Below are 24,968 nucleotides of genomic sequence, written 5' to 3' on the forward strand. Positions count from 1 at the left end.
CCTTAATTAAGGAGGTTTGGATGTCTATCTCCTTTTCTTTCCTTTTGCTTCTGCTGATCCTTTTTCTCTTCAGTGCCATCAGGATCCTTAATGAATATGAACGGGGAGTTGTCTTCCGTCTGGGGCGGGTCATTGGGGCCAAAGGGCCAGGACTGGTGATAATCATCCCGGTAATCGATAAAATGCGCAAAGTCGACCTGCGGACTGTCACCTTGGATGTGCCTCCTCAGGAGGTCATTACCAAGGATAATGTTTCGGTAAAGGTGAGTGCAGTGGTCTATTTTCGAGTCCTGGATGCTAACCGGTCCATCATCGAAGTTGAAGACTACTTTTTTGCTACCAGTCAGCTGGCTCAGACCACTTTGAGAAGTATTTGTGGTCAGGCTGAACTCGATGAACTCCTTTCCGAAAGGGAGAAGCTAAATGCCAAGATACAGTCAATTCTCGACCAGGATACCGAACCCTGGGGTGTTAAGGTTAGCAAGGTAGAGATCAAAGAAATTGATCTCCCTGATGAGATGAAACGGGCGATGGCCAAGCAGGCCGAGGCCGAACGAGAGAGACGCTCCAAAATCATCAACGCTGAAGGCGAACTTCAGGCCGCCCAAAAACTCTCTGAGGCGGCCCGGATCCTCTCTGAGAGTCCGGCCTCTATTCAGTTGCGTTTTCTACAGACCCTAAGGGAGGTAGCTGCCGAAAACAACTCTACCACCTTATTTCCTATTCCTATAGATCTCTTCCGGCCTTTTATTGAAGGTTCAATGAAGGCTTCAGGGACGGAGGTGATGTCAGATGGAGGTAGAGGCACGGAGCAGGCTTCTTCTTGAGCCTGTAGGCCGTCCGTTTGATGATTTCCCCCTGGATGAGTCTCTTAAGAGCAATCTTAAAAAGAGTGGTTTTCTGCGGACGACAGTCTTCCAGGACTTTTGTCTTCCCCATCTTCTAGAAGAGGGAGAGGATCTTCTTGTTGAGGCCCCCCGAGGCAGTGGTAAGGCTACAGCCTACCTTCTGGCTTTAATCCAGCACCTTTTAAAAGAGGGGGGGATAGCCATTGTCCTGGTGGCTTCTGAAGCCCGGGCCTTGGCCCTCCTTAAAGAGGCCGAAAAGCTGGCCCAAGGGACTGGTCTTTTACTAGCTTTCTTCGGCGGGCCTAAGGAGGAACTCTCTCAACAGATGAGACGACTTGAGGCCGGCGTCCATCTCCTTCTCACTACCCCTGCTTGGTTGAAGAAGATCTTTAAGTGGCGTCTCCTGGATCCCTTAGCTGTCAAGGCCTTGGTGATCGATGAGCCAGAGGCCATGTTAGATGATCTGGCCGGACTTATCGGGCGTCTCCCCAAGGTAAAGACTATGGTCTTCCTGAGTCAGGTTTCCTACGAGGCTGTAGCCCTGGCCCATAGATTTCTTAAAGATCCACTGGAGCTTTTCTGGGGGCGGAGACGCCCTGGAGTCCAGGGCCTGCGCCTTCGTCTCTATCATGTCAGCCAGAAAGAAAAATTTGCCCTTCTTTTAAATCTCCTGAAGGAGGAGAGGGGCCAGAGGGTGGTTATCTTTGCCGCCAATGAGCTAGTGGCCAAAGCCTTGGCTGGTGATCTTCAACGTCGAGGCTATAGGACCTTTGTCCTCCTTCCAGATCTTGGCCCACAGCGGCGGTTGGAGATCATTCGTCAGTTTAACTCCCAACGGACAGCTGTTCTGGTTACCACTGATGCCAGTTCCGCTTACATGGAGCTTCTAAAGACTAAGTTTATCATCAATTATGATCTTCCCACTAGCGGCGAGGAGTTTCTCCTTCGTATCGGGGCGTTGGCTGTCGGCTCGCTGGTCATCAGTCTTTGTGACGAAACCGGGGCCTTTAGCCTGGAGGAGATAGAGGCCTCCCTGGGGCGAAAGATGAAGATTGCCTCCGTATTTCCTAAGGAGGGCCGGAGGCGCTCCAGAGCCTCTTCCACATTTCCAAGGCGTCAAGGCCACTTGGATAATAGGCCTTTATCCGCCTGATACTCCTGTAGCCTGCTTGTTTGAAAAGAGCAATAGCCCGGCGATTATTAACACCAGTGTGAAGTCTAAGGGCCAGAAGCTTCTGCTCCCGGGCTCTTTCTTCCAGCTGGCCCAAGAGGATCCTTCCCAGCCCCTGGCCCCTGGCCTCTGGGATCAAAGCGATGGCCATTAATTCGGCCACTGGCAGCCACGGAAACCAGACAAAGGGGCCGAGCATTCCAAAGCCGAGAAACTTCTTGTCCCTTTCCAGAACAAAGGTGGCCACAGTCTTCTGGCCAAACCACTGGCCAACAATGCGTCCATAGGGTCCATATGGGGCAAAAGCCTCTCTGGCAAGTTTCACTATGGCTTCAAGATCCGTTCTTCTAGCCAGACGTAGTCGGAGGGAGCCTTCTTTAGGTTGGGAAACCATTTTAAGTATGCTAACTAAGAAAACCAACCTAATAAAAATTTACTTAAAAACATAAAGTCGGAGATAGGTCCTATGATCCAAAAGCTCTTTGTCCTTTGGGTCCTTGTTTTCCTTTCTCTCCAAAAGGATGTTCAGGCTGCAGGATTTGTCAACCTTCTCCAGGGGGCTGAGGCGGTGGCCCAGGCTAATGCCTTTGTGGCTCAGGCCGATAATGCCTCAGCTGTCTTTTATAATCCGGCTGGGATTGTCTTTATCAAAAGGCCTCAGCTTTATACCGGGGCCTCAGTAGTGGCTTCAAAGATCCAATACGATGGGCCTATCGACGAAGATACGGTAGACCGGATTCAGGTGCCCCCTTTTTTATATTTGAGCAGTCCTATCAACCCGAAGGTGGCCTTTGGAGTGGGATTTTATTCCCTTTATGGTCTCGCCACTGTCTGGGATACTAACTGGCAGGGACGTTACATTACCACCTATTCAAAGCTGACCACCATGGTAGCCAATCCGGCGTTCAGCCTTAAACTGGCCCCCAATCTCTCTATAGGAGCTGGGTTTAACATAATCTATGCTGACTTGACCCTGCGTCGAAAGCTTTGGTTTGGCCAGTTGGGTCTCTCCGACGGAGAACAGTATCTAAATGGCGACGACTGGGGCTATGGTTTTAACCTTGGGCTTCTTTATCGATGGGGAAAGCTCTCCCTGGGGATTGCCTACCGAAGTAAAGTCCATCTTCGTTTTAAACAGGCTGAGGCCCGCTTTGAGACCCCTTCGGCTCTTAAGGCCTATTATCCTGATACCAAGGCCACCGGAGGCCTTACCCTTCCACCGATGCTCACCGGAGGGGTCGCCCTCTATCTGTTCCCCAGGACTATCCTGGAGTTTGACCTTACCTGGACAGGCTGGTCAACCTACGAAGAGATGAAGATCGTCTTCCAAGACCCTCTAGGACCTCCAGGCAAGAGCACCAATGTCTTTGTTCAGCCCAAAGACTGGAGGGATGTTTTCGCCTACCGCTTCGGTTTGAGGCATCAGTGGGGCCATTATACCCTTTTGGCCGGCTACAGTCTTGACCAAGGCCCGGCACCAAGCAAATACCGTGATCCTCAACTTCCGGATTCCAACCGGCGTATTCTGGCCTTCGGGCTCTCAGTCCAGCCCCGGGAAAATTTTCGTCTCTCTCTGGCCTATAATTATATTTTTACCCGTTGGGCCCCTAAAGAAAATGAGATCTTATCAAGGCTTCCCGAATCCCTTAGAGCCAACGGAGATTATCGAATAAGGATTCACCTTTTCACCTTGGCAGTAAGTCTTTATTTCTAGAAAAATTCCTCATTAAGTGGACTGAAACGTAGAAGGGTCTCCATTCTAGGATTTATTCCCAGCCCCGGCTCCTTGGGTACAGGGGCCCGTCCTTGAGGGGCAAAATCAACCCTTTCCTTGATGATATCCTCCTCAAGGAGCCAAGGGCTGTAACTTCCCTCAAGGAAAAGGACTTCATCTAATAAAACGGCCAGATGACGGCCGGCCATGGCCAGAATACCTGTTTCGCCTACGTGGCAACCGATCTGGGCCTTGAGGCCGGAGGCCTTGGCCAGGGACCAGAGGGCCAGGGTTTTTCTTATCCCCCCGCATTTAGAGAGCCTGAGATTGAATACCTGGCAGGCATTTTTTTCAATGAGCTTTAAGGCATCGTCAAGATCAATCAGAGATTCGTCGACGATTACGGGCACCAGTCCGCAGGAAGATACTTTCTGAAGGCCCTCCAGATCCTGGCGGGGGCAAGGCTGTTCGAAGGCGATCACACCATATGGTCGGACCTTTTCTAGAAACTCTAGGGCCTCTTGGCTGCCGAAGGCCCCATTGGCATCAAGTCTTAGACGGCAGTGGGGTAGGCTCTGGTGTACCCGTCTGACCATTTCTTCAGCCCCAGGAGCAACCTTTATCTTTATTTCCTTTATGGCCCATTTGCGAGCGGCCTCTGTAAAAAAGGCGAAGGTCCTCTCGTTGGTAAAGGGGAGGACTAGACTGTAGATGAGTTCCTTGGTCCGAGGGGCCAAGCCAAAGAGTCGCCAGAGGGGATCTCCCCTCTGGCGACTCTTTAGGTCAAGGAGGGCCGTCTCAAAAGCGCAAATTACTGAAGGAAAGTTTTGGAGAGCAAGACTGTTTACAATTTGGTCAAACTCTCCAGGCGAAGAGACCCTTTTTTCAACAATGGCCCTGGCCAGCCGTCGAGCCATTTGATAGGCTTCTTGAGGCTTTTCTCCAGTGACATACTCCCGGGGACAGCCTTCTCCCAAGCCGGTCAGCCCATCTTCTTCCCAGATGACGATCAAGCTTTCTGTGCTTTTTCGGCTGGCCAGGCTATGATCTACCGAAAGCCTAAAGGGTAGATGCAGGCGATAGAGTTTTAGGCGCATAGTAATCGTCCCAACGAATGTAGTCTTTGAGTTCCTCCACGGCCTCAGGCCACTGATACCATTGTTCAGGATATTCCAGAATATATTTTTCTAAGGTGGCCAAGGCCCGGGGGGAGATCTCCACGGCCTCCATCCCATCTGCTAGAGGTTCGAGGCAGAGGGTGTAGCCATCGGGTTCTCTTTTCATCAGGCCCAAGATTACCGGACACCGAGCCCGCCGGTAAAAGATATCTAGAGTCCGATCTTGGGGAACCTGAGCTCCCAAAAAATAGGTGTAGCGATTAGGATAAGGTCTCCAGTGTTCAAATTCATCGCATTCGGTGATCAATATATAGCCCTTCTTGAGGACACCGATGGCCTTGGTGGCCACATTGCCTTCATTGGCGTCGATTATCTTGACTCCCATTCTTTTTGCCCTCTGGCTGAGCGCTCTTTTTAGTTCGGGCCTTTTGAAGCGGCAGATAATAGCTACCTTATAGCCTAGGAGGGCCAGGGAGAGGGGCAGGAACTCGACAGCCCCAAAATGGCCGGTGACGAGGATTACGCCTCGGTGAGAGCCTATGGCCTTATCAAGGAGATGTTTCCTTGAGACCTTAAGCCGGGGCTTAAGGAAGGAAATCATCTCGGACAAGGGACGATAGCCGAGAAGTAACTTTTCGAGATAGTGTTCAAAGATTCCCAGGTAGGTCTTAAGAACATATACGGGTAGAAGCTGGGGCAGAGGTCTGGAGCGGGTAAGGTAGCCTAAGCCCATGATCACGTTGCGCCGGGTCTTCTCTTTTAGGCCAAGGAAGATAAATCCCAAGAGTCGGAGATAAAAGCGGTAGAGCCCCAAGGGCAGGTGCCGGATGAGAAAGACATTTATCGGATGCTGAAAAAAGACACTAATGTTTAGTTTTTTTAAACCAGATACCCACATAACTAAACCTCCTTTGGGGATTTTGCCTGTCGAAGACTTTTGGGTTGAACGACGACCAGATTAGGGGGAAATACTAGGAATTTTTACCTATTTCCCCCTAAAAACACTTTATTATCCACCCTTACGTCTTTATATCGTCTTCTAGAGATTTTTTTTAACGTTTCTTTTGGATTTCTTTGTTGGAATTTTTTGGAGTTTGTTGGGCTTGCCTCTGGTGGAGCGTGTTTCCTTATAAGTGAGATTCTTGGGGATGCATTGCCGTGGTGGGGATTCTATTCACTGTGTTGACAAAGCCTTGACCGCTGATTAAAAAGGATCTGGCCGGGACGTGGCGCAGCCTGGAAGCGCACCTGCTTGGGGTGTAGGGGGTCGGCGGTTCAAATCCGCCCGTCCCGACCATCTAAGTCAGCAAGGGCTCTGGCTGTTTGGGCTTACCAAACAGTTATGAGCCTTAAATTTTGTTTAAAAACCGGGCTTAGGCCTGGGGGGAGGTGAACCATGGCAGTGATGGCTCCTGTCTGTCAGCTTGAAAAGCTACCCACCCAGGAGGCCCATTCGGCCCCCAGTTGTTACATTAGTACCCATCTGCTTATAGAGATGTGGCATTCCCCTTTCCATCTTCTGGCCGATGCTGGCAAGGTTGAATTGGCCCTGCAGTATGCCGGTGGGGAAGATGGAGAGGTTATCAGTTATCAGTTCAATCCCTATGGGGTCTCAGCCAAGGCTACCTTTGCCCAATCCCATATTTTTATCCATACCTGGCCGGAGAATGGCTATGCGGCCATTGATGTTTTTGCCAGCAACGAAGAGGAGGCCTATCAGGTCTTTGAACGGCTCAAAGAGGCCTTCCAGCCCCAATATGTCCATGCCCTGGAGATGAAAAGGGGACAATTAATCGAGTTGGAGGAGACTTGACTGACTTCTGGTGGTCAGAAAAAATTGCGCCGGGTTATCTCCACCGCTACGAGGTTACGCCTCTATACGAAGAACGGACACCCTATCAGCATTTGTTAATCCTCAAAAGCAAGTTTTGGGGGCGTCTCCTCGTTCTGGATGGTGTCGTTCAGCTGACGGAAGGCGACGAATTTATCTATCACGAGATGCTGGTCCACGTCCCCATGACAGCTCTGCCCCATTCTCCTAGTTCGGTGCTCATTATTGGTGGTGGAGACGGAGGTAGCCTGCGAGAGGTCCTCAAGCACCCCTTTGTGGAGCGGGTAGTTCAGATTGAGGTTGATGAGGCGGTCTTTAGGGCCTGCCAGAAGTATCTCCGTGATATCTCTGGGGACTTCGGGGATCCGAGGGTGAGGCTTATCTTCGGAGACGGGGCTGCCTATCTCTCTTCGGACGAGGTCAGGAAAGCCCCTTTTGACGTCATTCTGGTTGATTGTACAGACCCGGTTGGGCCGGCCATGGCCCTCTTTGAAGAGAAATTCTATGAAAGTGTCCGTGAGGCCCTGTCACCTTCAGGCATTATGGTTCAACAGGCCTCTCTTCCTCGGACAATACCTCAGGTAATGCCCATGACTTTCAGGAGGACCAAACGAATCTTTTCCCAGGTAGCCATATATCGGGCTCCTGTGCCCACCTATGGTGACGAGATAGCCTTTGTGATCGCTACCAAATCCGAGGTCAATTTCCGCCTTCCCCAAAGGCAATACCGGGGTCGTTATTATAATCCTCAAGTTCATCAGGCCTCTTTTGCCCTGCCTAGCTGGTGGCAGGACATGCTGGACCGTGATTGACAAGGGGTAGCCTAGATAGGCGAGATGTCTGAAAGTTCCTCTCAGGTGGGGCTCTCCAAGGGCCGAGAAATAGAGTCTCAGAGCTTCTCTATCATTAGAGATCGCCTCCGGAAGGTATTGCCTTCAGGGCCAGAAGGTGAAGTAATCTTGAGGGTTATTCACGCCACGGCCGATTTCGATTTTGCCTCCTCTCTGCGTTTTCATCCTCAGGCCATCTCTTCTGGCCTTCAGGCTCTAAAGACTAGGGCTCCAGTTTTCTGCGATGTTCGGATGGTTGAGGCCGGGATAGCCCCCTCTGCCCGAACCCTAGGGATAAAAACGGCCTGTTTTATCGATGATCTTCAGGTCATTGCCCGGGCCAAGGCCCAAGGGGTTACCCGAGCAGAGGCAGCTGTGGAGGTGGCCTCTGAGAAATCCTGGGGAATATGGATTGTTGGTAACGCACCAACAGCCTTGTTAAAGACGATAGAGCTCATAAAGTCTGGTCGCCTCCGGGTTGATTTGGTGGTAGGAACTCCAGTTGGTTTTGTTGATGCCGCTCGGGCCAAGGCTATCTTGAACCAACAGGATTTCCCTTTTATCACCTCTCTGGGGGAAAAAGGTGGCAGCCCTGTGGCCGTCGCCATTGTAAATGCCCTCATAAGGTTAGCCAGATGAAAGGGCTGGAGGCCGTAGAGATAAGCATCTTTGACCGTCTCTTCTCGGCGGTGGCTGAGGAGATGGGTATTGTTCTGCGCAAAAGCGCCTTTTCAGCCAACATCAAGGAGCGCCGTGATTTTTCTTGCGCCATCTGCGACGTCCAGGGACGTTTGGTGGCCCAGGCAGCCCATATTCCGGTCCATCTAGGGGCCATGCCGGCGACTATGGCCGCTCTTCTTAATTCCCTCCAGTTTGCCCCTGCTGACGTGGTTATCACCAATGATCCCTATGCTGGGGGAACTCATCTTCCTGATATCACCTTGGTCAAGCCGGTCTTCTGGAAGGGAGAAGGTCCGGTCTTTTTTCTCCTCGTTCGGGCCCACCATGCCGATGTTGGAGGTAAAACTCCAGGATCTATGCCTCTGGCCACTCATATTTCTGAAGAAGGGGTCCTTATAAGACCTCAGTATCTTTTAAGACAGGGAAGGCTGAACGAGGGGTTCCTCTCCTGGTTTTTGGGGCAGGTCAGGAACCCTGCCGAACGCCGGGGAGATCTCACTGCCCAACAGGCGGCCTTGAGCAGGGGGGAGATGCGTCTGGAGGAGATGATCCGCCGCTATGGAATCGAGACACTTCTGTCCAGAGTAGAGAGCCTTCTTCACCATGCCCAGACCATTATGGAGGCCACCTTGGCTGATATTCCCGATGGCCATTATTTCTTTGAGGACTGTCTGGATGATGACGGACTTGGGCGAGACCCGGTGAGGATCAAGGCTCGGGTCTCCATTGATGGTTGTCGAGCAGTGGTTGATCTTTCTGATTCTGATCCTGCAGCAAAGACCGGGATTAATGCCGTCTCTAGTGTTACTTCAGCAGCGGTCTACTATGTCTTCTTGTCTCTGGCTCCAGAGGAGATGCCTATAAACGCTGGGGCCCTTAAGCCTATTAGGGTGATTACTCACCCTAATACAGTAGTCGATGCCCAGTATCCCAGCCCTGTGGCCGCCGGCAATGTGGAGACCTCCCAGCGCATTGTGGATGTCATTCTGGGAGCCCTGGCCCAGGCAATCGTTGAGAGGATCCCGGCTGCCAGCTGCGGATCCATGAATAATGTGGCTATGGGCTTTAAAGGGCTTACCTATTATGAAACCATTGGAGGGGGTATGGGGGGGCGTTTTGGGGCTCCAGGACTATCTGGAGTCCACACCCACATGACTAATACCCTTAATACCCCTATTGAGGCCCTGGAGCAGACCTACCCTCTTTTGGTGGAAAGATATCAGTTGAGGGATCGATCCGGGGGGCGGGGCAGGTTTCGGGGAGGGGACGGAATCATTAGGGCCTATCGTTTTCTCCAACCGGCCCAGATAACAGTCCTTTCTGAGAGAAGACGTTTTTCCCCCTACGGTCTAGCCAATGGTGGGTCGGGCAGAAGGGGACGTAATGTCTTTATCCGCCAAGGCAAAAAGAAAATTCTCCCCGGGAAGGTCCATCTTGAGGCCCTTCCCGGAGATATACTTGAAATTCACACCCCTGGAGGAGGGGCCTGGGGGACTAAGACGTAGCTTGTTCAGGGTTTACCGTCAGGACAGGCACCGGTGAGATCTTAAGGACCTTCTCCGTGACACTTCCAAACAGGGCCTTTTCTAGACCCTTGCGCCCATGGGTAGCCATGACAATGAGATCTATATCATGCAGTTTGGCAAAGGTGACGATCTCTCCGGCCGCATCTCCCTTGGCGATATGGGTTTCGTAATTGCTGAAATCCCTGAGGTTGTCTTCGACAAAGCTTTCCATCTTTTTGGCTGCGGCCTCTTCAAGCTCCTTTTCAAAGGAGGCTAGGCTGACATGGGCTACCGGAATACTGGCATAGCGGGAGAGGTCCTCTACTACATAGAGAATGTAGATTTTGGCTCCCAATTTTTCGGCCAGATATAAGGCGTAGGGCAGGACCTTGGCTGAGGCCGAGGTAAAGTCCACCGGGAAAAGAATTTTTTCAATCTTCATGGGAACCTCCTTTCTTGAAATTAGCTTTTTCTCCTGACAGACTGTTATTAACTTTGTTAGTCTATAAAGCTCAAAAAATGCAAGGAGTATTTATGCCAGCTAAAATTGTTGATCTACACACACACTCTACTGCCTCTGATGGAACGTTAAGTCCTGGAGCGCTGATATCAATGGCCAAAGACATAGGTCTTGCGGCCTTGGCCCTCACTGACCACGATACCATAAATGGGCTGGCCGAGGCCGAGGAGAGTGCCCGAAGATTGGGGATAGAGTTTATCCCCGGGGTGGAACTCAGTGCTCTTTATGAACGGGGCACCTTGCACATTCTGGGCTACTTTCTGGATTACAACTCTTCTTCGCTCATCACCCGTCTGCGCAAGCTCCAACAGGCCCGGGCCGAACGCAATCCCAAGATTATCCAAAAACTTCAGGCCCTAGGGATTGACATCACTATGGAAGAAGTAGAGGCTATAGCTAGTAGCCAGATCGGTCGGCCTCATATTGCTAGGCTTCTAGTAGAAAAACGGGTTTGCCGAGACATTAATGAGGCCTTTGATCGCTTTCTTAAGGCCGGAGCAGCGGCCTATGTTCCTAAAGAAAGACTTTCAGCCCCAGAGGCTATCGAACTTATCCATCAGGCGAGGGGGCTGGCGGTTTTGGCCCATCCCATCACCCTCAACATCTCCCGCCCAGAGGCCCTGAAGGCCTTCGTGAAAGGCTTGGTAAAGGCTGGTCTTGACGGTATTGAGAGCTATTATTCTGATCATGATGAGGCCTTCGTGGGCCTCTGTCAGGAGATCGCCGAGGCCTTTGATCTAGTAGAGACCGGGGGGACCGATTTCCATGGGGCCAACAAACCCCATATCAAACTAGGTTTTGGAAGAGGGAGTCTTCGGGTGCCTTATGAGGCCGTAGAGGCCCTCAAAAAATGTTGGCAAAGGCGTTATAGTGGAGAAAGACAATGACGATAAAAGATTAAAAGATGCCAGGGGTAAAGAGTGGCTAGGTATCGTTTCTATCTTTATGAATTTGGTCTTCCTTATGAGTCTCGTCTGAGACGCATATTAAAGGCAGTGGTGGTGGCCTGTGCCATCATCATCTACCTGGGGACGATCTTCCCAGACAGTCGGCTTTCCTGGGTAAGGTATCTTCAAGGGGTAAATTTTACCCGGGCCGGCGCCCCTGTCAGACATGGTCTAGAAGAAATTAACCGTCGGCTGCCCCATTTTGACCTCTCCTCTATCGGGTATCTTCTCCCTTGGCGTCGCTGAAGTTTTTTGATCTGGCTACCATTACTGATGGGCCTCTTTTGTTGACGGGGCCTTTTTTTTCGGGTTAAACAGGAGGGCAAAGGCTTTCCCAGGTGGTCTTCATGCCAGACAAAGAGGCCTTTTTCTCCCCTTTCTCCGCTCTGAAGGAACTGATTGACCGGGATTCACTACCTTCTCTTGATCGTATCCTTCCTAAGCCGGCTCAGGACGAGGTTGAAGATGAGGCTTTTTTTCGGCAGGCCATGGTAGACGTTAAGCCTCTTTCAGTCAAAAAGAAGACTTTTTGGCGGTCTTTGAGGCCTTCTTCAGGGGTCTCTAAAAGAAGTCATCAGTCGGGGCCGATCGATTTTTTTCATGCCGGGCTCAGGGTTGAGGATCTGCCGGAGTATATTGAAGAACTCGTCTACGGGGAACATCCCTTAATTCTGGCCTATCTTCGCCAGGGAGCCTTTTCTCCTCAACGTCATCTCGACCTCCATGGTTTGACCGTGGCCGAGGCCCAAGAGGCCTTAGACGAGTTTTTACACCAGTCTATATCTGTTGGCTGTCGTTGCGTCCTAATTATCCATGGCCGGGGCCTCTCCTCTCCCAGGGGGCCGGTTCTCAAAGGCAAGATCAGACAGTGGCTTACCCGTGGTTTCTGGCGACGTTATGTAATTGCCCTCTCCAGTGCCCGTCCCTGTGATGGGGGGCCGGGAGCCACCTATGTCCTTCTGCGCCGGCGACCAGCCAGTAAAAAAATCCGGCGCCGGAGGCGCCGGAGGTGAGGTTGCCTAAACACGGCCTCAGTCGGGTCTTCTTGGTTGGCCCTCCTTGCTCAGGGAAAACCACGGCCATTAAGGCCTTTCTGCAGGCTTATACTGCCAGGGTCTGGGGTTTTTATACCGAAGAGGTCCGAGGCTCCAAAGGAAGGCTCGGTTTTGACATCGTTACCCTTGATGGTCAGAGATTTCCTTTGGCCCGACGAGGGGCCCCAGGGCCCAAGGTTGGGGCCTACGGTGTCAATATCGAGGCCCTAGAGGCGGTGGTCGTCCCCCTGCTCAGGGGGGCCCCAGAGGGGGTTCTCCTGGTCGTAGACGAGATAGGTAAGATGGAGCTCAAGAGTCAGGCATTTGCAGAGGCCATTGAGGCCATCCTTGAGGCTCAAAGGCCCCTTTTGGCCACCTTGGGTAAGGGAAGGGATCCCCGATTCAAGGTCTGGGCCACTCTGCCCAGGGCCCTTTATGTTGAGGTCAACGAGATGACCAGAGATGTTCTGCCTCGCCGCCTTCTGGCCGAATTCAAACGATCCGGGGTGCTTCTGGCCTTCGAGGGCATTGATGGTTCTGGTAAGAGCACCTTGGCGGCGGCAGTGGCCAATAGGCTAAAAAAAGAGGGGCTGGAAGTTGTTCTTACCAGAGAACCTACTGAAGGCCAGTATGGCCAGCGAATTCGAGATCTTCTCTCCCAGACCAAGCCTTCCCCAGGGGGACTTTTAGAGCTTTTTCTTCTCGATCGCCTAGATCATGTAAAAAACGTTATCCTTCCAGCCCTTGAGGCCGGAAAAGTTGTCATCACCGACCGCTATTATTTCTCCACTCTTGCCTACCAAGGGGCCCAGGGCTTTGATCCTTTTTGGCTTCTTCGGCTCAATCAGGCCCTAGCTCCTTGTCCAGATCGGGTCTTTATCCTGGAGCTTCCCCTGGAGGAGCTATCAAGACGCATCTCTAACAGGGGGGTTCTGGATAGCTTTGAGATGAATCTGCATTTTCTGAGGAAAGTGGCGGTCAACTTTTCTCGTCTGAAAGAGGGGTATATCGTCCACCTTGAAGCCACCCGTTCCGTGGATGATTTGGTGAATCAGGTCCTGAAAGAACTCTACCGAGGGGGCATTTTATGAAGATTTTTGTGACCGGGGGCACGGGCTTTGTGGGCCGGGCCCTTCTTAAGGCTCTTTGCCAGAAAGGTCACTCCATTTTGGCCTTAGTGAGACCTGGCTCGGAGAAGAAGATTATCCCCGGGGTGGAGATAGCCCTTGGCAATGTTCTTGATCCCCCAGCCATTTTGGCCGAAAGGATGGCTGGCTGTGAGGCTATCATCCATTTGGTAGGTATTATTCGGGAATTTCCTGGAAGGGATATCACCTTTTCTGCCCTTCATGTTCGGGCTACAGAACACATTGTTTCCGCTGCCCATCAGGCCGGCATCAAAAGATATCTTCACATGGCCTCCTTAGGGACTAGGCCTGAGGCCACCTCAGCCTATCACCAGAGTAAATGGGCGGCGGAAGAGATTGTTCGCTCCTCGAATCTGGAGTGGACCATCTTTAGACCTTCGGTGATCTTTGGCCCTGAGGATTCTTTTGTCAATTTGCTGGCCGAGATGATTCGCAAGGTTCCCCTGGTGCCCATCATCGGAGATGGAACCTATCGCCTCCAGCCTGTAGCCGTAGAGGTAGTAGCCGAGGCCTTTAGTCTGGCTCTAGAGATGCCGGAGACAGTGGGTAAGGTCTATGAAGTCTGTGGCCCTGAACCTCTTAGCTACAACACAATAGTGGATCACATCGCCCAAGCCATGGGGAAGCGGGTTTTGAAGATCCACCTTCCGGTCTTTTTAATGAGGCTTTTAGCTTCTCTTCTAGGGCGGTTTGCCTTCTTCCCCCTTACGGTGGATCAGATCACCATGCTTCTTGAAGAAAACGTCTGTCAGGATACAGAGGCCTTCTATCAAACCTTTGACCTGCCTAAAGTGACCTTTAAGGAGGGCATTCAAAGGTATGTCAATGGTTAGGCTATTCAGAGTCAAACTCTATGGAGTTGTCGCGGATGATCTCTTTGACGTTTTCAAGGGTGTAGAGGACATCGTGGACCGTTGCCTGGGGGAACTCCTCACAGAACTCATCGATGGTCATCAGAATGCGCTCGGTGAGATCTTCAAACTGCTCTACGGTAAGGCTTTGGGCCGGCTCGTCGGCCAGAAGCCTGTCCAGATCGATTCCGTGGTAGCGAAGAAGCTCTTCTTTGATCTGCTCAAGCCGTCGAGCCCGTCCTCGTTTGACCCTTTCCCTATCGGTGATAGAGATTACCTTAGACATACTATAAATGTAGCCCCTTATTCTGGGGAGGACAAGGGTTAGACCAGGTAGGCCATGACTTCGTCAGCCAAAAGCCGCCCCTTTTTGGTCAGCCGAAGTCGTCCTTTATTGAATTCTAGCAGTCCTACCTCCATAAATTTTTTAATTTCATCTCTGTAGTAAGAGATCGGGTCTATCCCGAAACGGTCTTTAAGGTCTTGCGGTCGAATCCCCTGGGTTAGCCTCAGGCCGAGGATCACGGTCTCACGAAACCGGGCCTCTTTTTCCAGGTGTTCTTTCCTTCGCAGGGGAGGCCTTCCGGAGGCCAGTCTCTGACAATATGAGGTCAGATCCGGAAGATTTTCTTCACGGGTGCCTCCAAGATAAGAAACAGCCCCTGCCCCTAGGCCAAGATAGGGATTATTGCTCCAATAAATCAGATTGTGGCTACAGTAGCGTCCTGGACGGGCATAATTTGAAATCTCATAGTGTTCGAGGCCAAAAGAGGTGAGAAACTCTTCGATCCGAAGGTAAAAGACGGCCACAAGCCCTTCCTTAAGGGGTTGGATCTTTCCTAGGGAGACCTGTCTGGCCAGAGGGGTATTTTTTTCTATGGTTAGTTCGTAACAGGAGATGTGTTCTGGATCGAGGTTTATCAGATCGTTCAGATCGTCCTCAAGATCTTGGAGGTCCTGTCCGGGCCAACCAAAGATGAGATCCAGGTTAAGATTCTTGAATCCAGCCTTTCGGGCGGCCTCAACAGCCTGTAAGGCCTCCTGAGGGCTGTGGATCCGGCCAAGGATCTTAAGCCCTTTGGGCTTCAAGCTTTGGAGGCCGAGGCTGATCCTGTTGATCCCTAGGCTCCAAACCTCCCTAAACCAGATCTCTGATACGGTTCCAGGGTTGGCCTCAATAGTCACTTCGACCGAGGGGGAAAATTTATAGGTTTTATAGAGGGCCGAAAGGATTGATTCCAGTTCTTGGGCCCGGAGAAGGCTCGGAGTTCCGCCACCAATGTAAATAGATCCAAAACAAAGCCCTTGGGGGATATCTTCTCGTCGGAGTCTGATTTCCTCAAGGAGAGCCTGAAGATATTGTCTTCGGCTTACAGGGGACCTCTTTAGAGGTAGGCTAAAGAAGTCGCAGTAGGGACACTTGTGGCTACAGAATGGTATATGTATATAGATTCCAGCTTTTTCGGGGGAGGAATTCTGGGCCATGGTTTCTGATAAAAGACTTATGGAACAGCTTAAGAAAAAAGTCCAGGAGGAGCTAGCCTCTCGAGAGATCCAGGTGACCGAATTCTGGTTGGAAGAACTTAATCGGATCTACGCCAAACGTAACCTCACTCTTGAGGCCCTTCGGGAAGAGATCCGTTTGTTGATCGAGAAGATGAAGAATCGACTTCGGGTCGTCAAAGCGGGCCATCTCTAAGCAGCGGCTTTTTCCAGAAGGTCGGCAAAATTCTCTGGTAAAATCTTGGGCAGTCGTTCCAGAAGAAGTTCTTTAATGGCCTCAGGGGTGGCCAGCCGCAGGGTCTCGCGGGCCAGCTCTTGGCAGTCAGAGACCTTGAGACAACGGATTAGTTTTTTTACCCGGGGGATGGAAAGGGCATTCATCGAAAGTTCGTCCAGCCCCAGGCCCACCAACAGGGGGACATAGAGAAGCTCTCCAGCCATCTCCCCACACATGCCCACCTCTATGCCGCTTTCGTGGCCGACTTCGGTGACCTGTCTGATCATCCGGAGAATACCTGGATGAAGTGGTTCGTAGAGATGGGCTACGTGTTCATTTACCCGGTCAATGGCTAAGCTATACTGGATGAGATCATTAGTACCAATGCTAAAGAAATCCACCTCTCGAGCCAGAATATCGGCAATGGCGACTGCTGTCGGCACTTCAATCATGGCTCCGATGGGAATCTGGGGCAAGGGAAGTCCCTGCTGACGAAGCTCTTCGGCCACCTCAGAAAGTAGTGCTTTGGCCTCCAGGAGTTCTTCCAACCCGGAGACCATGGGGAACATGATCCGGAGTTTCCCATGGATACTGGCCCGGAGAATCGCCCTAAGCTGGCAACGAAAAAGATCTTGTTCCTTAAGGCAGAGCCTTATGGAACGAAGCCCCAGGGCCGGATTGGTCTCTTTGGCCTGGGGAACCCCCTTGGCAAGCTTGTCCCCACCGATGTCGAGGGTCCTGATAGTAACCGGGAAGGGGGCCATTCTTTCAACCACCTCTTTGTAGACCTGATAGAGTTCTTCTTCTCCTGGAGGAGTGATTCGGTTCAAGTAGAGGAACTCGGTTCGGAAAAGGCCCACTCCCTCGGCACCATGTTCAAGGATTACCGGAATCTCTTCCAGGAGTTCTATGTTGGCCTTGACTTTAATTTGCTGACCATCAAGTGTTTCTGCCGGCAGATGGGCAGCCCGGACAATTTCTAAACGAAAGCGTTCAAATTCATCCCGCAGCCCTTCATAGCGGGCAATCTCCTCAGAAGAGGGTTCGATTATTACCAGTCCTTCAAGACCATCTACGATGACAAAACTGCCGCTTGAGACCAAATCGGTGATCCTCTCAAGCCCCACTACTGCTGGTATTCCCAGAGATCGGGCCACAATGGCTGTATGGGAGGTTCGGCTACCCATATCCGTAAGCAGGGCCAGGACTCGGTCAGGTTTCATCTGGATGGTGTCAGCCGGAGAGAGATCGTGGGCGACAACAATAGCTTGATGAGGGATATTGGTCGGATCAGCTGGTTTGGCTCCAGTGAGGATGCCCAGGATACGGTCAACTACATGTTGGACATCCTGATAACGGTTGCGAAAGTACTCGTCTTCAATGCCACTGAAGACTTTTTCGATCTCTCTCAAAGCCATTACCAAGGCCCATTCGGCGTTGATTCTCTCCTGTCGAATAAGGGAGAGGGCCCTATCGATAAGGAGGGGATCATTTAAGATTAGGAGATGGGCATCGATTATTGAAGACTGGCCGAGGATTTCCCCTGGAATTTTGTCTTTTATGGCCTTGAGCTCGTTTAAGGCCTGAGAGATGGCTGTCTTAAGCCTGGCGACCTCAAGTTCAAGTTCCTCCTCATTGCTTAAGGGGCGTTGGACGACCTTTATGCGCCCTCGGTCGATGAGGAAGACCTCTCCGATGGCAATACCTGGAGAGGCTCCGATGCCTTTTAATTTAATGCTCCCTTCTTTCATTATTCCTCACCAAATTTTTGGTCTACCAGGGCCAAAATGGCCTCTACGGCCTCTTGGGCATCCGGCCCTCGGGCTACGACCTCAAGGCTTGTCCCTGGAGGACAGGCCAGGGTGAGGATATCAAGGACGCTTTTCGCATCTGCTTGGTGCCCGTCCCTGACTAGGAATACCTGGGCCCGATAATTACAGGCCAGCTTAGCCAGTTTGGCCGCCGGTCGGGCATGAAGCCCTAGTTTGTTGTTGATAACAAAAGAGCCCCGAACTTCCATACTTTAAGAATTCTTTAGATCTAATCCGATAAGGCACGAAAAGGTTATCCTGGGATGAAATGACATCTCTGGGTGACCTTTGCTACTATTAAGATGTTTTTAACTATTCTACATTACCATTGACTCGACCGGCGGCAATAGGTAACCAATCTTAATATCCTTTGCCAGGAAAGGTTTCTTAATCCAGGGGTTAGGTTCTTAACTTAAAGGGGTGGCTGTGAACATTATCGCGAGGCTGGGCGCTTTTAGTATTAAGGTGGTGGAACACCTCGGGGGTATGGCTATCATGTTGATCCAGGGGCTCCTGTTAACCTTCTCCCCCCCCTTCAGGATCCGGAATTTCTTTAAACAGATGGAGTTCATCGGGGTCAATTCGGTGCTGGTGGTTATTCTTACGGCCCTCTTTTCGGGGATGGTGCTAGCCCTTCAGGGCTATTACGGTTTTCGTAAGTTTGGGGGCGAGAGCCTTCTGGGCGCCACGGTTGCCCTTTCGCTGACCAGGGAGCTAGGGCCAGTACTCACTAGCCTCATGGTCACTGCCCGAGCCGGCTCGGCCATTGCTGCCGAACTTGGTACCATGAGGGTTACCGAGCAGATTGACGCTCTGGAGGCCATGGCCGTCAACCCCCTTCACTATCTGGTAACTCCCCGCCTTTGGGCTGGGTTCCTCATGGTTCCCTTGCTTACGGTAGTGGCCAACGTCGTCGGAATAGCTGGTGGTTATTTGGTGGGAGTAGTGATCCTCAACATTGATCCTGGGGTCTTTGTCAACAAAATGGTCGAACTGGTAGAGCTCTCCGACATTACCAATGGCCTATATAAGGCTACGGTTTTCGGGGGCCTGCTGGCCCTGGTTGGCTGTTATAAGGGGTATCATGCCCGTGGGGGAGCAGAGGGTGTCGGTCGGGCGACCACTGAGGCCGTGGTCATCTCTTCGGTTAGCATCTTGATACTGGATTATATCCTTACCTCGCTCCTGTTTTAGGTGGAATCTATGATCAAGATCGTTAATCTCTGTAAATCCTTCGGCTCCCAGCAGGTCTTAAGAGGACTTAATCTGGAGATTCCCAAGGGCAAGATCACCTTCATTATGGGGCAGAGTGGTCAGGGGAAAAGTGTGCTTCTTAAGCACATAATCGGCCTTATGCGGCCTGATTCCGGAAAGATCCTTATAGATGGTTTAGATATTACCAGCCTTGGCCTCAAAGAGCTTTATAGGGTGAGAAAACGCTTTGGGATGCTCTTTCAGGATGCAGCTCTCTTTGACTCCATGACCGTTGCCGAAAACGTGGCCTTTCCCTTAAGGGAACATACCCGTTTGTCTGAGGGCGAGATCTGGAAGAGGGTTGAGGAGAAACTCTCCCTGGTTGGTCTTCTGGAGGCCGCGGATAAGTTGCCCTCTGAGCTCTCTGGGGGGATGAAAAAGAGGGCCGGTCTGGCTCGGGCCTTGGCCCTTGACCCGGAAATCATCCTCTTCGATGAACCCACTACAGGCCTTGACCCCATTATGACGGCTTCCATCAACCAGCTCATCAAAGAGAGTCAGCAGATCCACCGACTTACCTGTGTAGTTATCAGCCACGATATTCCCAGCGCCCTTAGCATTGCTGATAAGATTGCCATGCTCCACGAAGGGGTTATCATCGAAGAGGGAGATCCCGAGGCCATTAAGCAATCCTCCCACCCCTTTGTGAGACGTTTCTTTGAGGGGTTGCCGGAGGGAGAAGGAGGGGTGTGAAATGACAGCCAGACGTTCAAATAGTGGGGCGGAGATAAAAGTCGGTATTTTTGTCTTGGTGGCCCTTTTATTGTTGGGCTATTTAAGCCTTAAACTTGGTGAAGAGACGGTTTCTCCCAAGAAGGCCTATGAGATAAAAGCCCTTTTTGACGATGTCTCCGGCCTAGTAAAGGGAGCTCGGGTGGAGATGGCCGGGGTAGAGATTGGCCGGGTTCGAGACATCCATCTTAAGGATTCAAAGGCTGAGGTGGTCATGAACATCTACTCTGGGGTCAAGATCAGAGAGGACGCCACGGCTATGGTCCGGACAAAAGGGGCCCTAGGGGACAAATATATTCAGATACGCCAGGGGAGCCCTCAATCCCCGATCCTTCCGCCTGGAGGCCTCATTGCTAAGACCATGTCTACCAAAGATCTTGACCAGATCCTCACCCAGGTTGGTCCGGCCATTGAAGACATCCGTTCCATTACGGCCGGATTAAGGGAATTACTTGGCTCTGAAGAGGGAAAAAGCAACCTTAAGGAACTGGTAGCCAACCTCAAGGATGCCTCTGCGTCCTTTAAAATCATGGGAGAAAAAATCACCAAAGGGGAGGGGACTCTGGGTAAACTCATCGTAGATGATGAACTGTACCAGCGGGCTAATCAACTTATAGCCAGGCTGGATAAAATCGCCGCTGATATTGAGGCTGGTCAGGGCACCTTGGGCAAACTCTTGGCCGATGAGAAACTTTATGATGAGACGACCGAGGCCTTTGCCAATCTCAAGGAGGCTGCTCAGGCCATTCAGGATTTGGCTGCCAAGATTGAATCCGGCCAGGGCACCCTTGGCAAGCTGGTCAGTGATGATTCCCTCTACAACGAGACCCATGATTTGGTGAAAAACCTTAACCAGATTGCCAAAGATCTCCGGGCCGGCCAGGGTACTCTGGGCAAACTCCTCACAGACGATTCCCTCTATTATGAGGCTAAGAAGACTCTGCGTAACGTTAACAAGGCCAGTGCCAACCTCCAGGAACAGATTCCGGTGACCATCCTGGGGACTCTGGTGGGGACGGCGGTGAGATAGTGCGGACAATCCTCTGGATTCTGGTCTTTGTGGCCTTATATCCCTCGGCTCTCTGGGGGCAACCAAAAAAAAGAATCAACTTCTCCCCTCTTTTTTTCTACCAAAAAAATGAAGAAACCGGGGCCGAGGAGACAGAGATTCTGGGGCCCATCTGGTATTCATTTAAAACCAAGACGGTCTCAGGATGGGCCTTAAGGCCGCTTGTGTCCTTTTGGAAGAATCCAGAGAAGATCGAGTGGCACTTTATCTATCCCATCTGTCGTTACTGGAGAACCGAAGAGCGACACCGTTTTATCTTCATCCCTCTCTTTGCCACTGATTTTGATGCCAAAGACAAGGAAGAGTCTGCCCCCAAGCACCGCTCCTTCTTTCCTGTTTTCTGGGGACGTGATGTCCAGGGGAGAGGCTATTGGGGGATCTTTCCCCTCTACGGAAGAATGTATTCTCGGGCTGGCAAAGACGAGATCCTTTTTGTCCTCTGGCCTCTTTATACCCGCTCGGTTGATGAAGGTAACGTCACCACCACTTGGCTTTGGCCGTTCTTTGGTAAAACCGACGGGCCAACAGAGACTGGTCGCCGTCTTTGGCCGGTGTATGGTTACTATGCCCGTCAGGGAGAGTATGAGAAGAGTTTTTTCCTCTGGCCATTTTTCTTCTTTGAGAAACTTGATCTCTATGAGGAGGTGCCTCGGCAACGGCAGATGTTTTTTCCCTTTTATATCCGGGAGCAGACAGCCTCAAGCCGCAAGACTACGGTACTATGGCCCCTTTTTACCTTCTACAACGACAAGGGCCTTGGGTATCGTCAGTGGGATCTTCCTTGGCCATTTTTCCAGTACGCTCAAGGCCCGGACAGGAGTAGCCGTCGTCTTTGGCCCCTCGTCGGCCGAACGGATACCGAAGAAAGTCACAGTCATTTTTTCCTCTGGCCTCTTTATACATATTACTTTGCCGAGGATGAGTCTGGCGGTCGGGAAACAAGGCGCTTCCTGCTCCTTTCTCGCTTTCATCGGGAGTGGGACGATTTTGGCCATTTCCAGCGGGCCAGTAACCGTCTCTGGCCTATCTTTCGTTATGAACGTCGGGCCAACGGTCTTGAGTATCTTTATTTCCCGGCCATATTTCCCTTTGATGATGAAGGATTTGAGCGTAACTGGGGGGCCCTCTTCAGGCTCTTTGAATGGATCAGAGATCCTCAAGGCTACAGCCGGACCAAGATCTTTTGGGGAATTATTCGCTACGACAGTGGCCCTGATTGGAGTTTGACCGAACTTTCCTTCCTCTTCCGTCTAGAAAAGCACCCTCAAGGAAGTCGCTTTTCGATACTTTCAGGTCTTTTTGAGATTGGGCGGGATCAAGGGCGTTTGCACTTGAAACTTTTCTATCTTCCGGTTTTTTAATCCCCTTATGGATGACCTTCTTCCTTTGGTACGCCGGCCCAGCCGTTATCTGGGGACAGAGATCAATGCCTGGCATAAGCCTTGGGATGAGGCCCAGCTTCGGGTCTGTTTGATCTTTCCTGACCTCTACGAACTGGGGATGTCCCATCTGGGTAGCCAAATCCTTTATCTCATCCTCAACAGCCGTAGCGGTTTTCTGGCCGATCGGGCCTATTGCCCCGACCGAGATCTTGAGGGGCTTCTTCTTAAGAGTAAAAGACCTCTTGTTTCCTGGGAACACCGGCGTCCTCTGGCTGAGTTTGACATTCTAGGAATCAGTCTTCCCTACGAACTTTGCTACAGCAATATCCTGACCATCCTTCATCTGGCAGGGATTCCCTTCAGGGCCGCCGATAGGCCTTCACCCTTTCCCCTCATTCTGGGAGGAGGATCGGCGGCGGTCAATCCTGAGCCAGTGGCCGAGTTCTATGATGCCATCATTATTGGCGATGCCGAAGAGGCCATCCTGGAGGTGGCCGAGATCTGTCGAAGGTTCAAGAAAGAAGGAGGCTCCAAGGAGGACCTCCTGGTGGCTCTCTCCACGGTCAAAGGGCTTTATGTTCCCCTACATTTCAGCCCCCTTTATGAAGAGGACAGGTTTCAGGGGGTGATTCCTGCCTTTGAGCCGCAAGTCAAAAGGCGGGTTATTCCCGATCTGGATATCATCTCTTATCCCTATCGGCCCCTGGTCCCTTTTGTAGAGACAGCCCACGACCGTTTGGCCATTGAACCTTCTCGGGGCTGCACCAGGGGGTGTCGTTTCTGTCAGGCTGGGGTCACCTATCGGCCGGTAAGGGAAAGGTCTCCTCGGCGGATAATTGAGCTCATTGAGGAGGGGCTCAAGGCCACTGGCTGGGATGAAGTCTCCTTGCTTTCCCTCTCTACCGGGGATTACAGCTGTCTTGAGCCATTGATCAACTATCTCATGGCCGTCTATTGTCCCCGACGGGTAGCCATCTCTCTCCCCTCCCTTCGGGTAGGGACCCTGTCTGCGGCCATCATGGAGGAGATCCGAAAGGTCCGCAAGACCGGTTTTACCTTAGCCCCTGAAGCTGGTTCAGAAAGGCTTCGCCAGGTGATCAACAAGGACATCCGAGAAGAAGATCTCCTGGCGGCAGCTTCTGAGGCCTTTCGGCTGGGTTGGAGCCATATCAAGCTCTATTTTATGGTGGGGCTTCCCACGGAGACGGAAAAGGATGTTTACGAGATCATTCGTCTGGCCAAGGAGGTACGAAAGGCTGCCCATCGGGGCCGGAGAGGTCAGGTGACGGTCAGTGTGGCCACCTTTGTTCCCAAACCCCATACTCCCTTCCAGTGGGAAGCTCAAATTCTGCCTGATGAGGCCGCGGCTAGGATCAGAATCCTCAAGAGGGAGCTTCGAGGGAAGGGCTTCAGGGTTAAGTGGCACCAGCCGGAAATGAGTTTTCTGGAGGGGGTTTTTTCCCGAGGTGACAGACGACTGTCTGTCCTTGTCGAGGAGGCTTGGAATCTGGGAGCTAGATTGGATGGGTGGAGTGACCATTTTGATCTCACCCTCTGGCAAAAGGCCGCCTCAAGAAGGGGTATTTCTCTGGAGGATTATCTCCGGGCTCGTCACTTAGAAGATCCCCTGGCCTGGGAACATCTAGACATGGGGGTCACCAAGGACTTTCTTCTCCGGGAAAGGGAACAGGCCCTTAAGGCCAGCTATAGTCCTGATTGCCGTTTTGGTCGCTGTCTTAAATGCGGAGTCTGCCAAGGCCAAGTGGGTCTTCGTTTGGATAGGGACTGTCGGCTACCACCGCCTCCGCCGTCTCCACCTAAGACAGAAGGACGTTTTGCCTATATTGTCTATTATCAAAAGCTGGGTCCAGCCCGTTTTTTAAGTCAGCTCGAATTAATGCGGGCCATTCACCGGGCCTTAAGACGGGCCGGGCTACCTCTTTCCTTCACCGAAGGCTTCCATCCTCTTCCGCGTCTTTCCTTTCCCAGGGCCCTTCCGGTAGGTATTGAAAGCCTTAAGGAATGTTTTGTCATGGAGCTGACGGAGCCCTTGGAGGCCCGAGACATCCTCAGGACTTTGGCTCCCCAGTGTCCTAAGGGAATTAACCTCCTGGAGGTTAGGCCCTGGGAGCTAGGACGGCAACCGCCTCAAGAAAAGGAGTTTTTCTTCCGGGTAGAACTCCCCGAAGGTCTTGATCCGCTTCCGGCTATTGAGGCCTTTTCGAATCACAAGACCTTCATGATTGAGAGATCTCGTAAAGGAAAGATCCAGAAGATTGACCTCAAAGAATACGTAAACCTCCTTGAGGTCCGGAATGGGGTGCTCTATTTAAGTCTTCGGACGCCTTCTCAGGGGGGGATCCGGATCGATGAGGCCCTTTCGGCCATCCTGGGGGTAGATCTGGCAGAGGTTATCCTTTTCCGGATTGTCAAGGTTTCTTCTTGGTGATTACAGCTGCTGGTTTTGAGACTAAGTAGCCCCTTTGGGGTCTTCTTTCGGTAAGATGCTCAGAGAGCCTTTTGATGCCGTCGGTCTTTACATATTCTTGGGCTTTGGCCAGAAAACGTCTGGCCTCACCCACTTTGCCATCTCGGAGATATTCCCCAGCTCGCTTTAGGATGCTAGATTCTCGCTGTTTAAGGCTGGCTCCCCGATCGATAAAGACACCAGGGGCAGAGATGAGTTTTTCTACCTTTGGAGACCGGCAAAGGGGGCAACTTGGGAGCCTTTCCCCAAAACGCTGAAGTACCTCGAAGACCTCTCCGCAGGAAAGACAGCAGAACTCATAGATCGGCATGGTC

At 51.7% G+C, this 24,968-nt stretch carries 27 protein-coding genes and 1 tRNA gene; 19 read left to right on the forward strand and 9 right to left on the reverse strand.

Going from position 1 to position 24,968, the window contains the following annotated elements:
• The first annotated feature begins 20 nt into the window (after window positions 1-20).
• Both ACXJJX_RS09970 and ACXJJX_RS09975 read left to right on the forward strand, forming a co-directional pair.
• Window positions 21-827, forward strand: coding sequence for a slipin family protein (locus ACXJJX_RS09970; RefSeq protein WP_456434448.1), 807 nt, complete (start codon window positions 21-23; stop codon window positions 825-827).
• Window positions 793-2,001: a DEAD/DEAH box helicase gene (locus ACXJJX_RS09975; RefSeq protein ID WP_456434449.1), complete on the forward strand. Its 1,209-nt coding sequence runs from the start codon at window positions 793-795 to the stop codon at window positions 1,999-2,001. The genes ACXJJX_RS09970 and ACXJJX_RS09975 overlap by 35 nt, the downstream gene beginning before the upstream one ends.
• Here ACXJJX_RS09975 and ACXJJX_RS09980 read toward each other — a convergent pair.
• Complete coding sequence (locus ACXJJX_RS09980; RefSeq protein ID WP_456434450.1) at window positions 1,916-2,413, reverse strand: GNAT family N-acetyltransferase; 498 nt, start codon at window positions 2,411-2,413, stop codon at window positions 1,916-1,918. The genes ACXJJX_RS09975 and ACXJJX_RS09980 overlap by 86 nt on opposite strands.
• A 72-nt stretch (window positions 2,414-2,485) precedes the next feature.
• Between ACXJJX_RS09980 and ACXJJX_RS09985 the strand changes: the two genes are divergently transcribed.
• On the forward strand, window positions 2,486-3,733 hold the full coding sequence (locus ACXJJX_RS09985) for an OmpP1/FadL family transporter (protein WP_456434451.1): 1,248 nt from the start codon (window positions 2,486-2,488) through the stop codon (window positions 3,731-3,733).
• Here ACXJJX_RS09985 and ACXJJX_RS09990 read toward each other — a convergent pair.
• Window positions 3,730-4,830 carry a mandelate racemase/muconate lactonizing enzyme family protein gene (locus ACXJJX_RS09990; RefSeq protein WP_456434452.1) on the reverse strand — a complete coding sequence of 367 codons (1,101 nt, stop codon included), beginning with the start codon at window positions 4,828-4,830 and terminating at the stop codon, window positions 3,730-3,732. The genes ACXJJX_RS09985 and ACXJJX_RS09990 overlap by 4 nt on opposite strands.
• The gene (locus ACXJJX_RS09995) at window positions 4,793-5,749 is read right to left on the reverse strand and encodes a lysophospholipid acyltransferase family protein (protein ID WP_456434453.1); all 957 of its coding nucleotides are present in this window, start codon (window positions 5,747-5,749) and stop codon (window positions 4,793-4,795) included. The genes ACXJJX_RS09990 and ACXJJX_RS09995 overlap by 38 nt, the downstream gene beginning before the upstream one ends.
• 322 nt (window positions 5,750-6,071) lie before the next feature.
• On the opposite strand from ACXJJX_RS09995, the gene ACXJJX_RS10000 reads away from it, so the two are divergent.
• The 5 genes from ACXJJX_RS10000 to ACXJJX_RS10020 all read left to right on the forward strand — a co-directional run bounded on the left by ACXJJX_RS10000 (window position 6,072) and on the right by ACXJJX_RS10020 (window position 9,698).
• Window positions 6,072-6,148: transfer RNA gene (locus ACXJJX_RS10000), tRNA-Pro, on the forward strand.
• Between the two features lie 99 nt (window positions 6,149-6,247).
• Window positions 6,248-6,664 (forward strand): adenosylmethionine decarboxylase, encoded by a 417-nt coding sequence (gene speD, locus ACXJJX_RS10005; RefSeq protein ID WP_456434454.1) that lies wholly within the window; start codon window positions 6,248-6,250, stop codon window positions 6,662-6,664.
• The gene (gene speE / locus ACXJJX_RS10010) at window positions 6,661-7,494 is read left to right on the forward strand and encodes a polyamine aminopropyltransferase (RefSeq protein WP_456434455.1); all 834 of its coding nucleotides are present in this window, start codon (window positions 6,661-6,663) and stop codon (window positions 7,492-7,494) included. Before speD ends, speE begins: the two co-directional genes overlap by 4 nt.
• A gap of 24 nt (window positions 7,495-7,518) precedes the next feature.
• Window positions 7,519-8,151: a precorrin-8X methylmutase gene (locus ACXJJX_RS10015; protein ID WP_456434456.1), complete on the forward strand. Its 633-nt coding sequence runs from the start codon at window positions 7,519-7,521 to the stop codon at window positions 8,149-8,151.
• Window positions 8,148-9,698 (forward strand): hydantoinase B/oxoprolinase family protein, encoded by a 1,551-nt coding sequence (locus ACXJJX_RS10020; protein ID WP_456434457.1) that lies wholly within the window; start codon window positions 8,148-8,150, stop codon window positions 9,696-9,698. Before ACXJJX_RS10015 ends, ACXJJX_RS10020 begins: the two co-directional genes overlap by 4 nt.
• On the opposite strand, the gene ACXJJX_RS10025 is transcribed toward ACXJJX_RS10020, so the two are convergent.
• A complete protein-coding gene (locus tag ACXJJX_RS10025; protein WP_456434458.1) occupies window positions 9,688-10,140 on the reverse strand; it encodes a universal stress protein in 453 nt (150 codons plus the stop codon). The genes ACXJJX_RS10020 and ACXJJX_RS10025 overlap by 11 nt on opposite strands.
• A 92-nt stretch (window positions 10,141-10,232) precedes the next feature.
• On the opposite strand from ACXJJX_RS10025, the gene ACXJJX_RS10030 reads away from it, so the two are divergent.
• From ACXJJX_RS10030 to ACXJJX_RS10050, 5 genes are all read left to right on the forward strand, one after another.
• Window positions 10,233-11,105 (forward strand): PHP domain-containing protein, encoded by an 873-nt coding sequence (locus tag ACXJJX_RS10030; protein ID WP_456434459.1) that lies wholly within the window; start codon window positions 10,233-10,235, stop codon window positions 11,103-11,105.
• 33 nt (window positions 11,106-11,138) lie between these two features.
• On the forward strand, window positions 11,139-11,411 hold the full coding sequence (locus ACXJJX_RS10035) for a hypothetical protein (protein ID WP_456434460.1): 273 nt from the start codon (window positions 11,139-11,141) through the stop codon (window positions 11,409-11,411).
• A 101-nt stretch (window positions 11,412-11,512) separates the two neighbouring features.
• Window positions 11,513-12,178 carry a Smr/MutS family protein gene (locus tag ACXJJX_RS10040; protein ID WP_456434461.1) on the forward strand — a complete coding sequence of 222 codons (666 nt, stop codon included), beginning with the start codon at window positions 11,513-11,515 and terminating at the stop codon, window positions 12,176-12,178.
• Window positions 12,175-13,290 (forward strand): dTMP kinase, encoded by a 1,116-nt coding sequence (gene tmk / locus ACXJJX_RS10045; protein ID WP_456434462.1) that lies wholly within the window; start codon window positions 12,175-12,177, stop codon window positions 13,288-13,290. Before ACXJJX_RS10040 ends, tmk begins: the two co-directional genes overlap by 4 nt.
• On the forward strand, window positions 13,287-14,180 hold the full coding sequence (locus ACXJJX_RS10050; protein WP_456434463.1) for a complex I NDUFA9 subunit family protein: 894 nt from the start codon (window positions 13,287-13,289) through the stop codon (window positions 14,178-14,180). The genes tmk and ACXJJX_RS10050 overlap by 4 nt, the downstream gene beginning before the upstream one ends.
• Window position 14,181: 1 nt before the next feature.
• Here the strand turns inward: ACXJJX_RS10050 and ACXJJX_RS10055 are convergent, their stop codons facing one another.
• Together ACXJJX_RS10055 and hemW are read right to left on the reverse strand one after the other, a co-directional pair.
• A complete protein-coding gene (locus ACXJJX_RS10055) occupies window positions 14,182-14,484 on the reverse strand; it encodes a hypothetical protein (RefSeq protein WP_456434464.1) in 303 nt (100 codons plus the stop codon).
• Window positions 14,485-14,522: 38 nt separating this feature from the next.
• Window positions 14,523-15,683, reverse strand: coding sequence for a radical SAM family heme chaperone HemW (hemW, locus tag ACXJJX_RS10060; protein WP_456434465.1), 1,161 nt, complete (start codon window positions 15,681-15,683; stop codon window positions 14,523-14,525).
• On the opposite strand from hemW, the gene ACXJJX_RS10065 reads away from it, so the two are divergent.
• A complete protein-coding gene (locus ACXJJX_RS10065; RefSeq protein ID WP_456434466.1) occupies window positions 15,682-15,897 on the forward strand; it encodes a hypothetical protein in 216 nt (71 codons plus the stop codon). The genes hemW and ACXJJX_RS10065 overlap by 2 nt on opposite strands.
• Here the strand turns inward: ACXJJX_RS10065 and ptsP are convergent.
• Together ptsP and ACXJJX_RS10075 are read right to left on the reverse strand one after the other, a co-directional pair.
• Entirely contained in the window at window positions 15,894-17,669 is a 1,776-nt protein-coding gene (gene ptsP / locus ACXJJX_RS10070; protein ID WP_456434467.1) for a phosphoenolpyruvate--protein phosphotransferase, read from the reverse strand. The two genes, ACXJJX_RS10065 and ptsP, sit on opposite strands and share 4 nt — an antisense overlap.
• Window positions 17,669-17,938: an HPr family phosphocarrier protein gene (locus ACXJJX_RS10075; RefSeq protein ID WP_456434468.1), complete on the reverse strand. Its 270-nt coding sequence runs from the start codon at window positions 17,936-17,938 to the stop codon at window positions 17,669-17,671. The genes ptsP and ACXJJX_RS10075 overlap by 1 nt, the downstream gene beginning before the upstream one ends.
• A gap of 217 nt (window positions 17,939-18,155) precedes the next feature.
• Here ACXJJX_RS10075 and ACXJJX_RS10080 point away from each other — a divergent pair, with 217 nt between their 5' ends.
• The 5 genes from ACXJJX_RS10080 to ACXJJX_RS10100 are packed head-to-tail and all read left to right on the forward strand — an operon-like array spanning window position 18,156 to window position 24,615.
• Entirely contained in the window at window positions 18,156-18,923 is a 768-nt protein-coding gene (locus ACXJJX_RS10080; RefSeq protein ID WP_456434469.1) for an MlaE family ABC transporter permease, read from the forward strand.
• 9 nt (window positions 18,924-18,932) lie between these two features.
• The gene (locus ACXJJX_RS10085; RefSeq protein WP_456434470.1) at window positions 18,933-19,676 is read left to right on the forward strand and encodes an ABC transporter ATP-binding protein; all 744 of its coding nucleotides are present in this window, start codon (window positions 18,933-18,935) and stop codon (window positions 19,674-19,676) included.
• A gap of 1 nt (window position 19,677) precedes the next feature.
• Entirely contained in the window at window positions 19,678-20,745 is a 1,068-nt protein-coding gene (locus ACXJJX_RS10090) for an MlaD family protein (RefSeq protein WP_456434471.1), read from the forward strand.
• Complete coding sequence (locus ACXJJX_RS10095) at window positions 20,745-22,145, forward strand: hypothetical protein (RefSeq protein WP_456434472.1); 1,401 nt, start codon at window positions 20,745-20,747, stop codon at window positions 22,143-22,145. Before ACXJJX_RS10090 ends, ACXJJX_RS10095 begins: the two co-directional genes overlap by 1 nt.
• Before the next feature lie 7 nt (window positions 22,146-22,152).
• Window positions 22,153-24,615 (forward strand): TIGR03960 family B12-binding radical SAM protein, encoded by a 2,463-nt coding sequence (locus ACXJJX_RS10100; protein WP_456434473.1) that lies wholly within the window; start codon window positions 22,153-22,155, stop codon window positions 24,613-24,615.
• Here ACXJJX_RS10100 and ACXJJX_RS10105 read toward each other — a convergent pair.
• Window positions 24,596-24,964, reverse strand: a complete 369-nt coding sequence (locus ACXJJX_RS10105) for an FmdB family zinc ribbon protein (RefSeq protein ID WP_456434474.1) — start codon at window positions 24,962-24,964, stop codon at window positions 24,596-24,598. The genes ACXJJX_RS10100 and ACXJJX_RS10105 overlap by 20 nt on opposite strands.
• Between the last annotated feature and the right edge of the window lie 4 nt (window positions 24,965-24,968).

The sequence above is a fragment of the Thermosulfuriphilus sp. genome, from assembly GCF_054026695.1.

Bases quoted from the DNA above. Each gene is read 5' to 3' on its own strand.
- ACXJJX_RS09970 (WP_456434448.1), top strand. From the start codon at position 21: ATGTCTATCTCCTTTTCTTTCCTTTTGCTTCTGCTGATCCTTTTTCTC.
- ACXJJX_RS09975 (WP_456434449.1), top strand. From the start codon at position 793: ATGGAGGTAGAGGCACGGAGCAGGCTTCTTCTTGAGCCTGTAGGCCGT.
- ACXJJX_RS09980 (WP_456434450.1), bottom strand. From the start codon at position 2,413: ATGGTTTCCCAACCTAAAGAAGGCTCCCTCCGACTACGTCTGGCTAGA.
- ACXJJX_RS09985 (WP_456434451.1), top strand. From the start codon at position 2,486: ATGATCCAAAAGCTCTTTGTCCTTTGGGTCCTTGTTTTCCTTTCTCTC.
- ACXJJX_RS09990 (WP_456434452.1), bottom strand. From the start codon at position 4,830: ATGCGCCTAAAACTCTATCGCCTGCATCTACCCTTTAGGCTTTCGGTA.
- ACXJJX_RS09995 (WP_456434453.1), bottom strand. From the start codon at position 5,749: ATGTGGGTATCTGGTTTAAAAAAACTAAACATTAGTGTCTTTTTTCAG.
- speD (WP_456434454.1), top strand. From the start codon at position 6,248: ATGGCAGTGATGGCTCCTGTCTGTCAGCTTGAAAAGCTACCCACCCAG.
- ACXJJX_RS10015 (WP_456434456.1), top strand. From the start codon at position 7,519: ATGTCTGAAAGTTCCTCTCAGGTGGGGCTCTCCAAGGGCCGAGAAATA.
- ACXJJX_RS10020 (WP_456434457.1), top strand. From the start codon at position 8,148: ATGAAAGGGCTGGAGGCCGTAGAGATAAGCATCTTTGACCGTCTCTTC.
- ACXJJX_RS10025 (WP_456434458.1), bottom strand. From the start codon at position 10,140: ATGAAGATTGAAAAAATTCTTTTCCCGGTGGACTTTACCTCGGCCTCA.
- ACXJJX_RS10030 (WP_456434459.1), top strand. From the start codon at position 10,233: ATGCCAGCTAAAATTGTTGATCTACACACACACTCTACTGCCTCTGAT.
- ACXJJX_RS10040 (WP_456434461.1), top strand. From the start codon at position 11,513: ATGCCAGACAAAGAGGCCTTTTTCTCCCCTTTCTCCGCTCTGAAGGAA.
- ACXJJX_RS10050 (WP_456434463.1), top strand. From the start codon at position 13,287: ATGAAGATTTTTGTGACCGGGGGCACGGGCTTTGTGGGCCGGGCCCTT.
- ACXJJX_RS10055 (WP_456434464.1), bottom strand. From the start codon at position 14,484: ATGTCTAAGGTAATCTCTATCACCGATAGGGAAAGGGTCAAACGAGGA.
- ACXJJX_RS10065 (WP_456434466.1), top strand. From the start codon at position 15,682: ATGGTTTCTGATAAAAGACTTATGGAACAGCTTAAGAAAAAAGTCCAG.
- hemW (WP_456434465.1), bottom strand. From the start codon at position 15,683: ATGGCCCAGAATTCCTCCCCCGAAAAAGCTGGAATCTATATACATATA.
- ptsP (WP_456434467.1), bottom strand. From the start codon at position 17,669: ATGAAAGAAGGGAGCATTAAATTAAAAGGCATCGGAGCCTCTCCAGGT.
- ACXJJX_RS10075 (WP_456434468.1), bottom strand. From the start codon at position 17,938: ATGGAAGTTCGGGGCTCTTTTGTTATCAACAACAAACTAGGGCTTCAT.
- ACXJJX_RS10085 (WP_456434470.1), top strand. From the start codon at position 18,933: ATGATCAAGATCGTTAATCTCTGTAAATCCTTCGGCTCCCAGCAGGTC.
- ACXJJX_RS10090 (WP_456434471.1), top strand. From the start codon at position 19,678: ATGACAGCCAGACGTTCAAATAGTGGGGCGGAGATAAAAGTCGGTATT.
- ACXJJX_RS10100 (WP_456434473.1), top strand. From the start codon at position 22,153: ATGGATGACCTTCTTCCTTTGGTACGCCGGCCCAGCCGTTATCTGGGG.
- ACXJJX_RS10105 (WP_456434474.1), bottom strand. From the start codon at position 24,964: ATGCCGATCTATGAGTTCTGCTGTCTTTCCTGCGGAGAGGTCTTCGAG.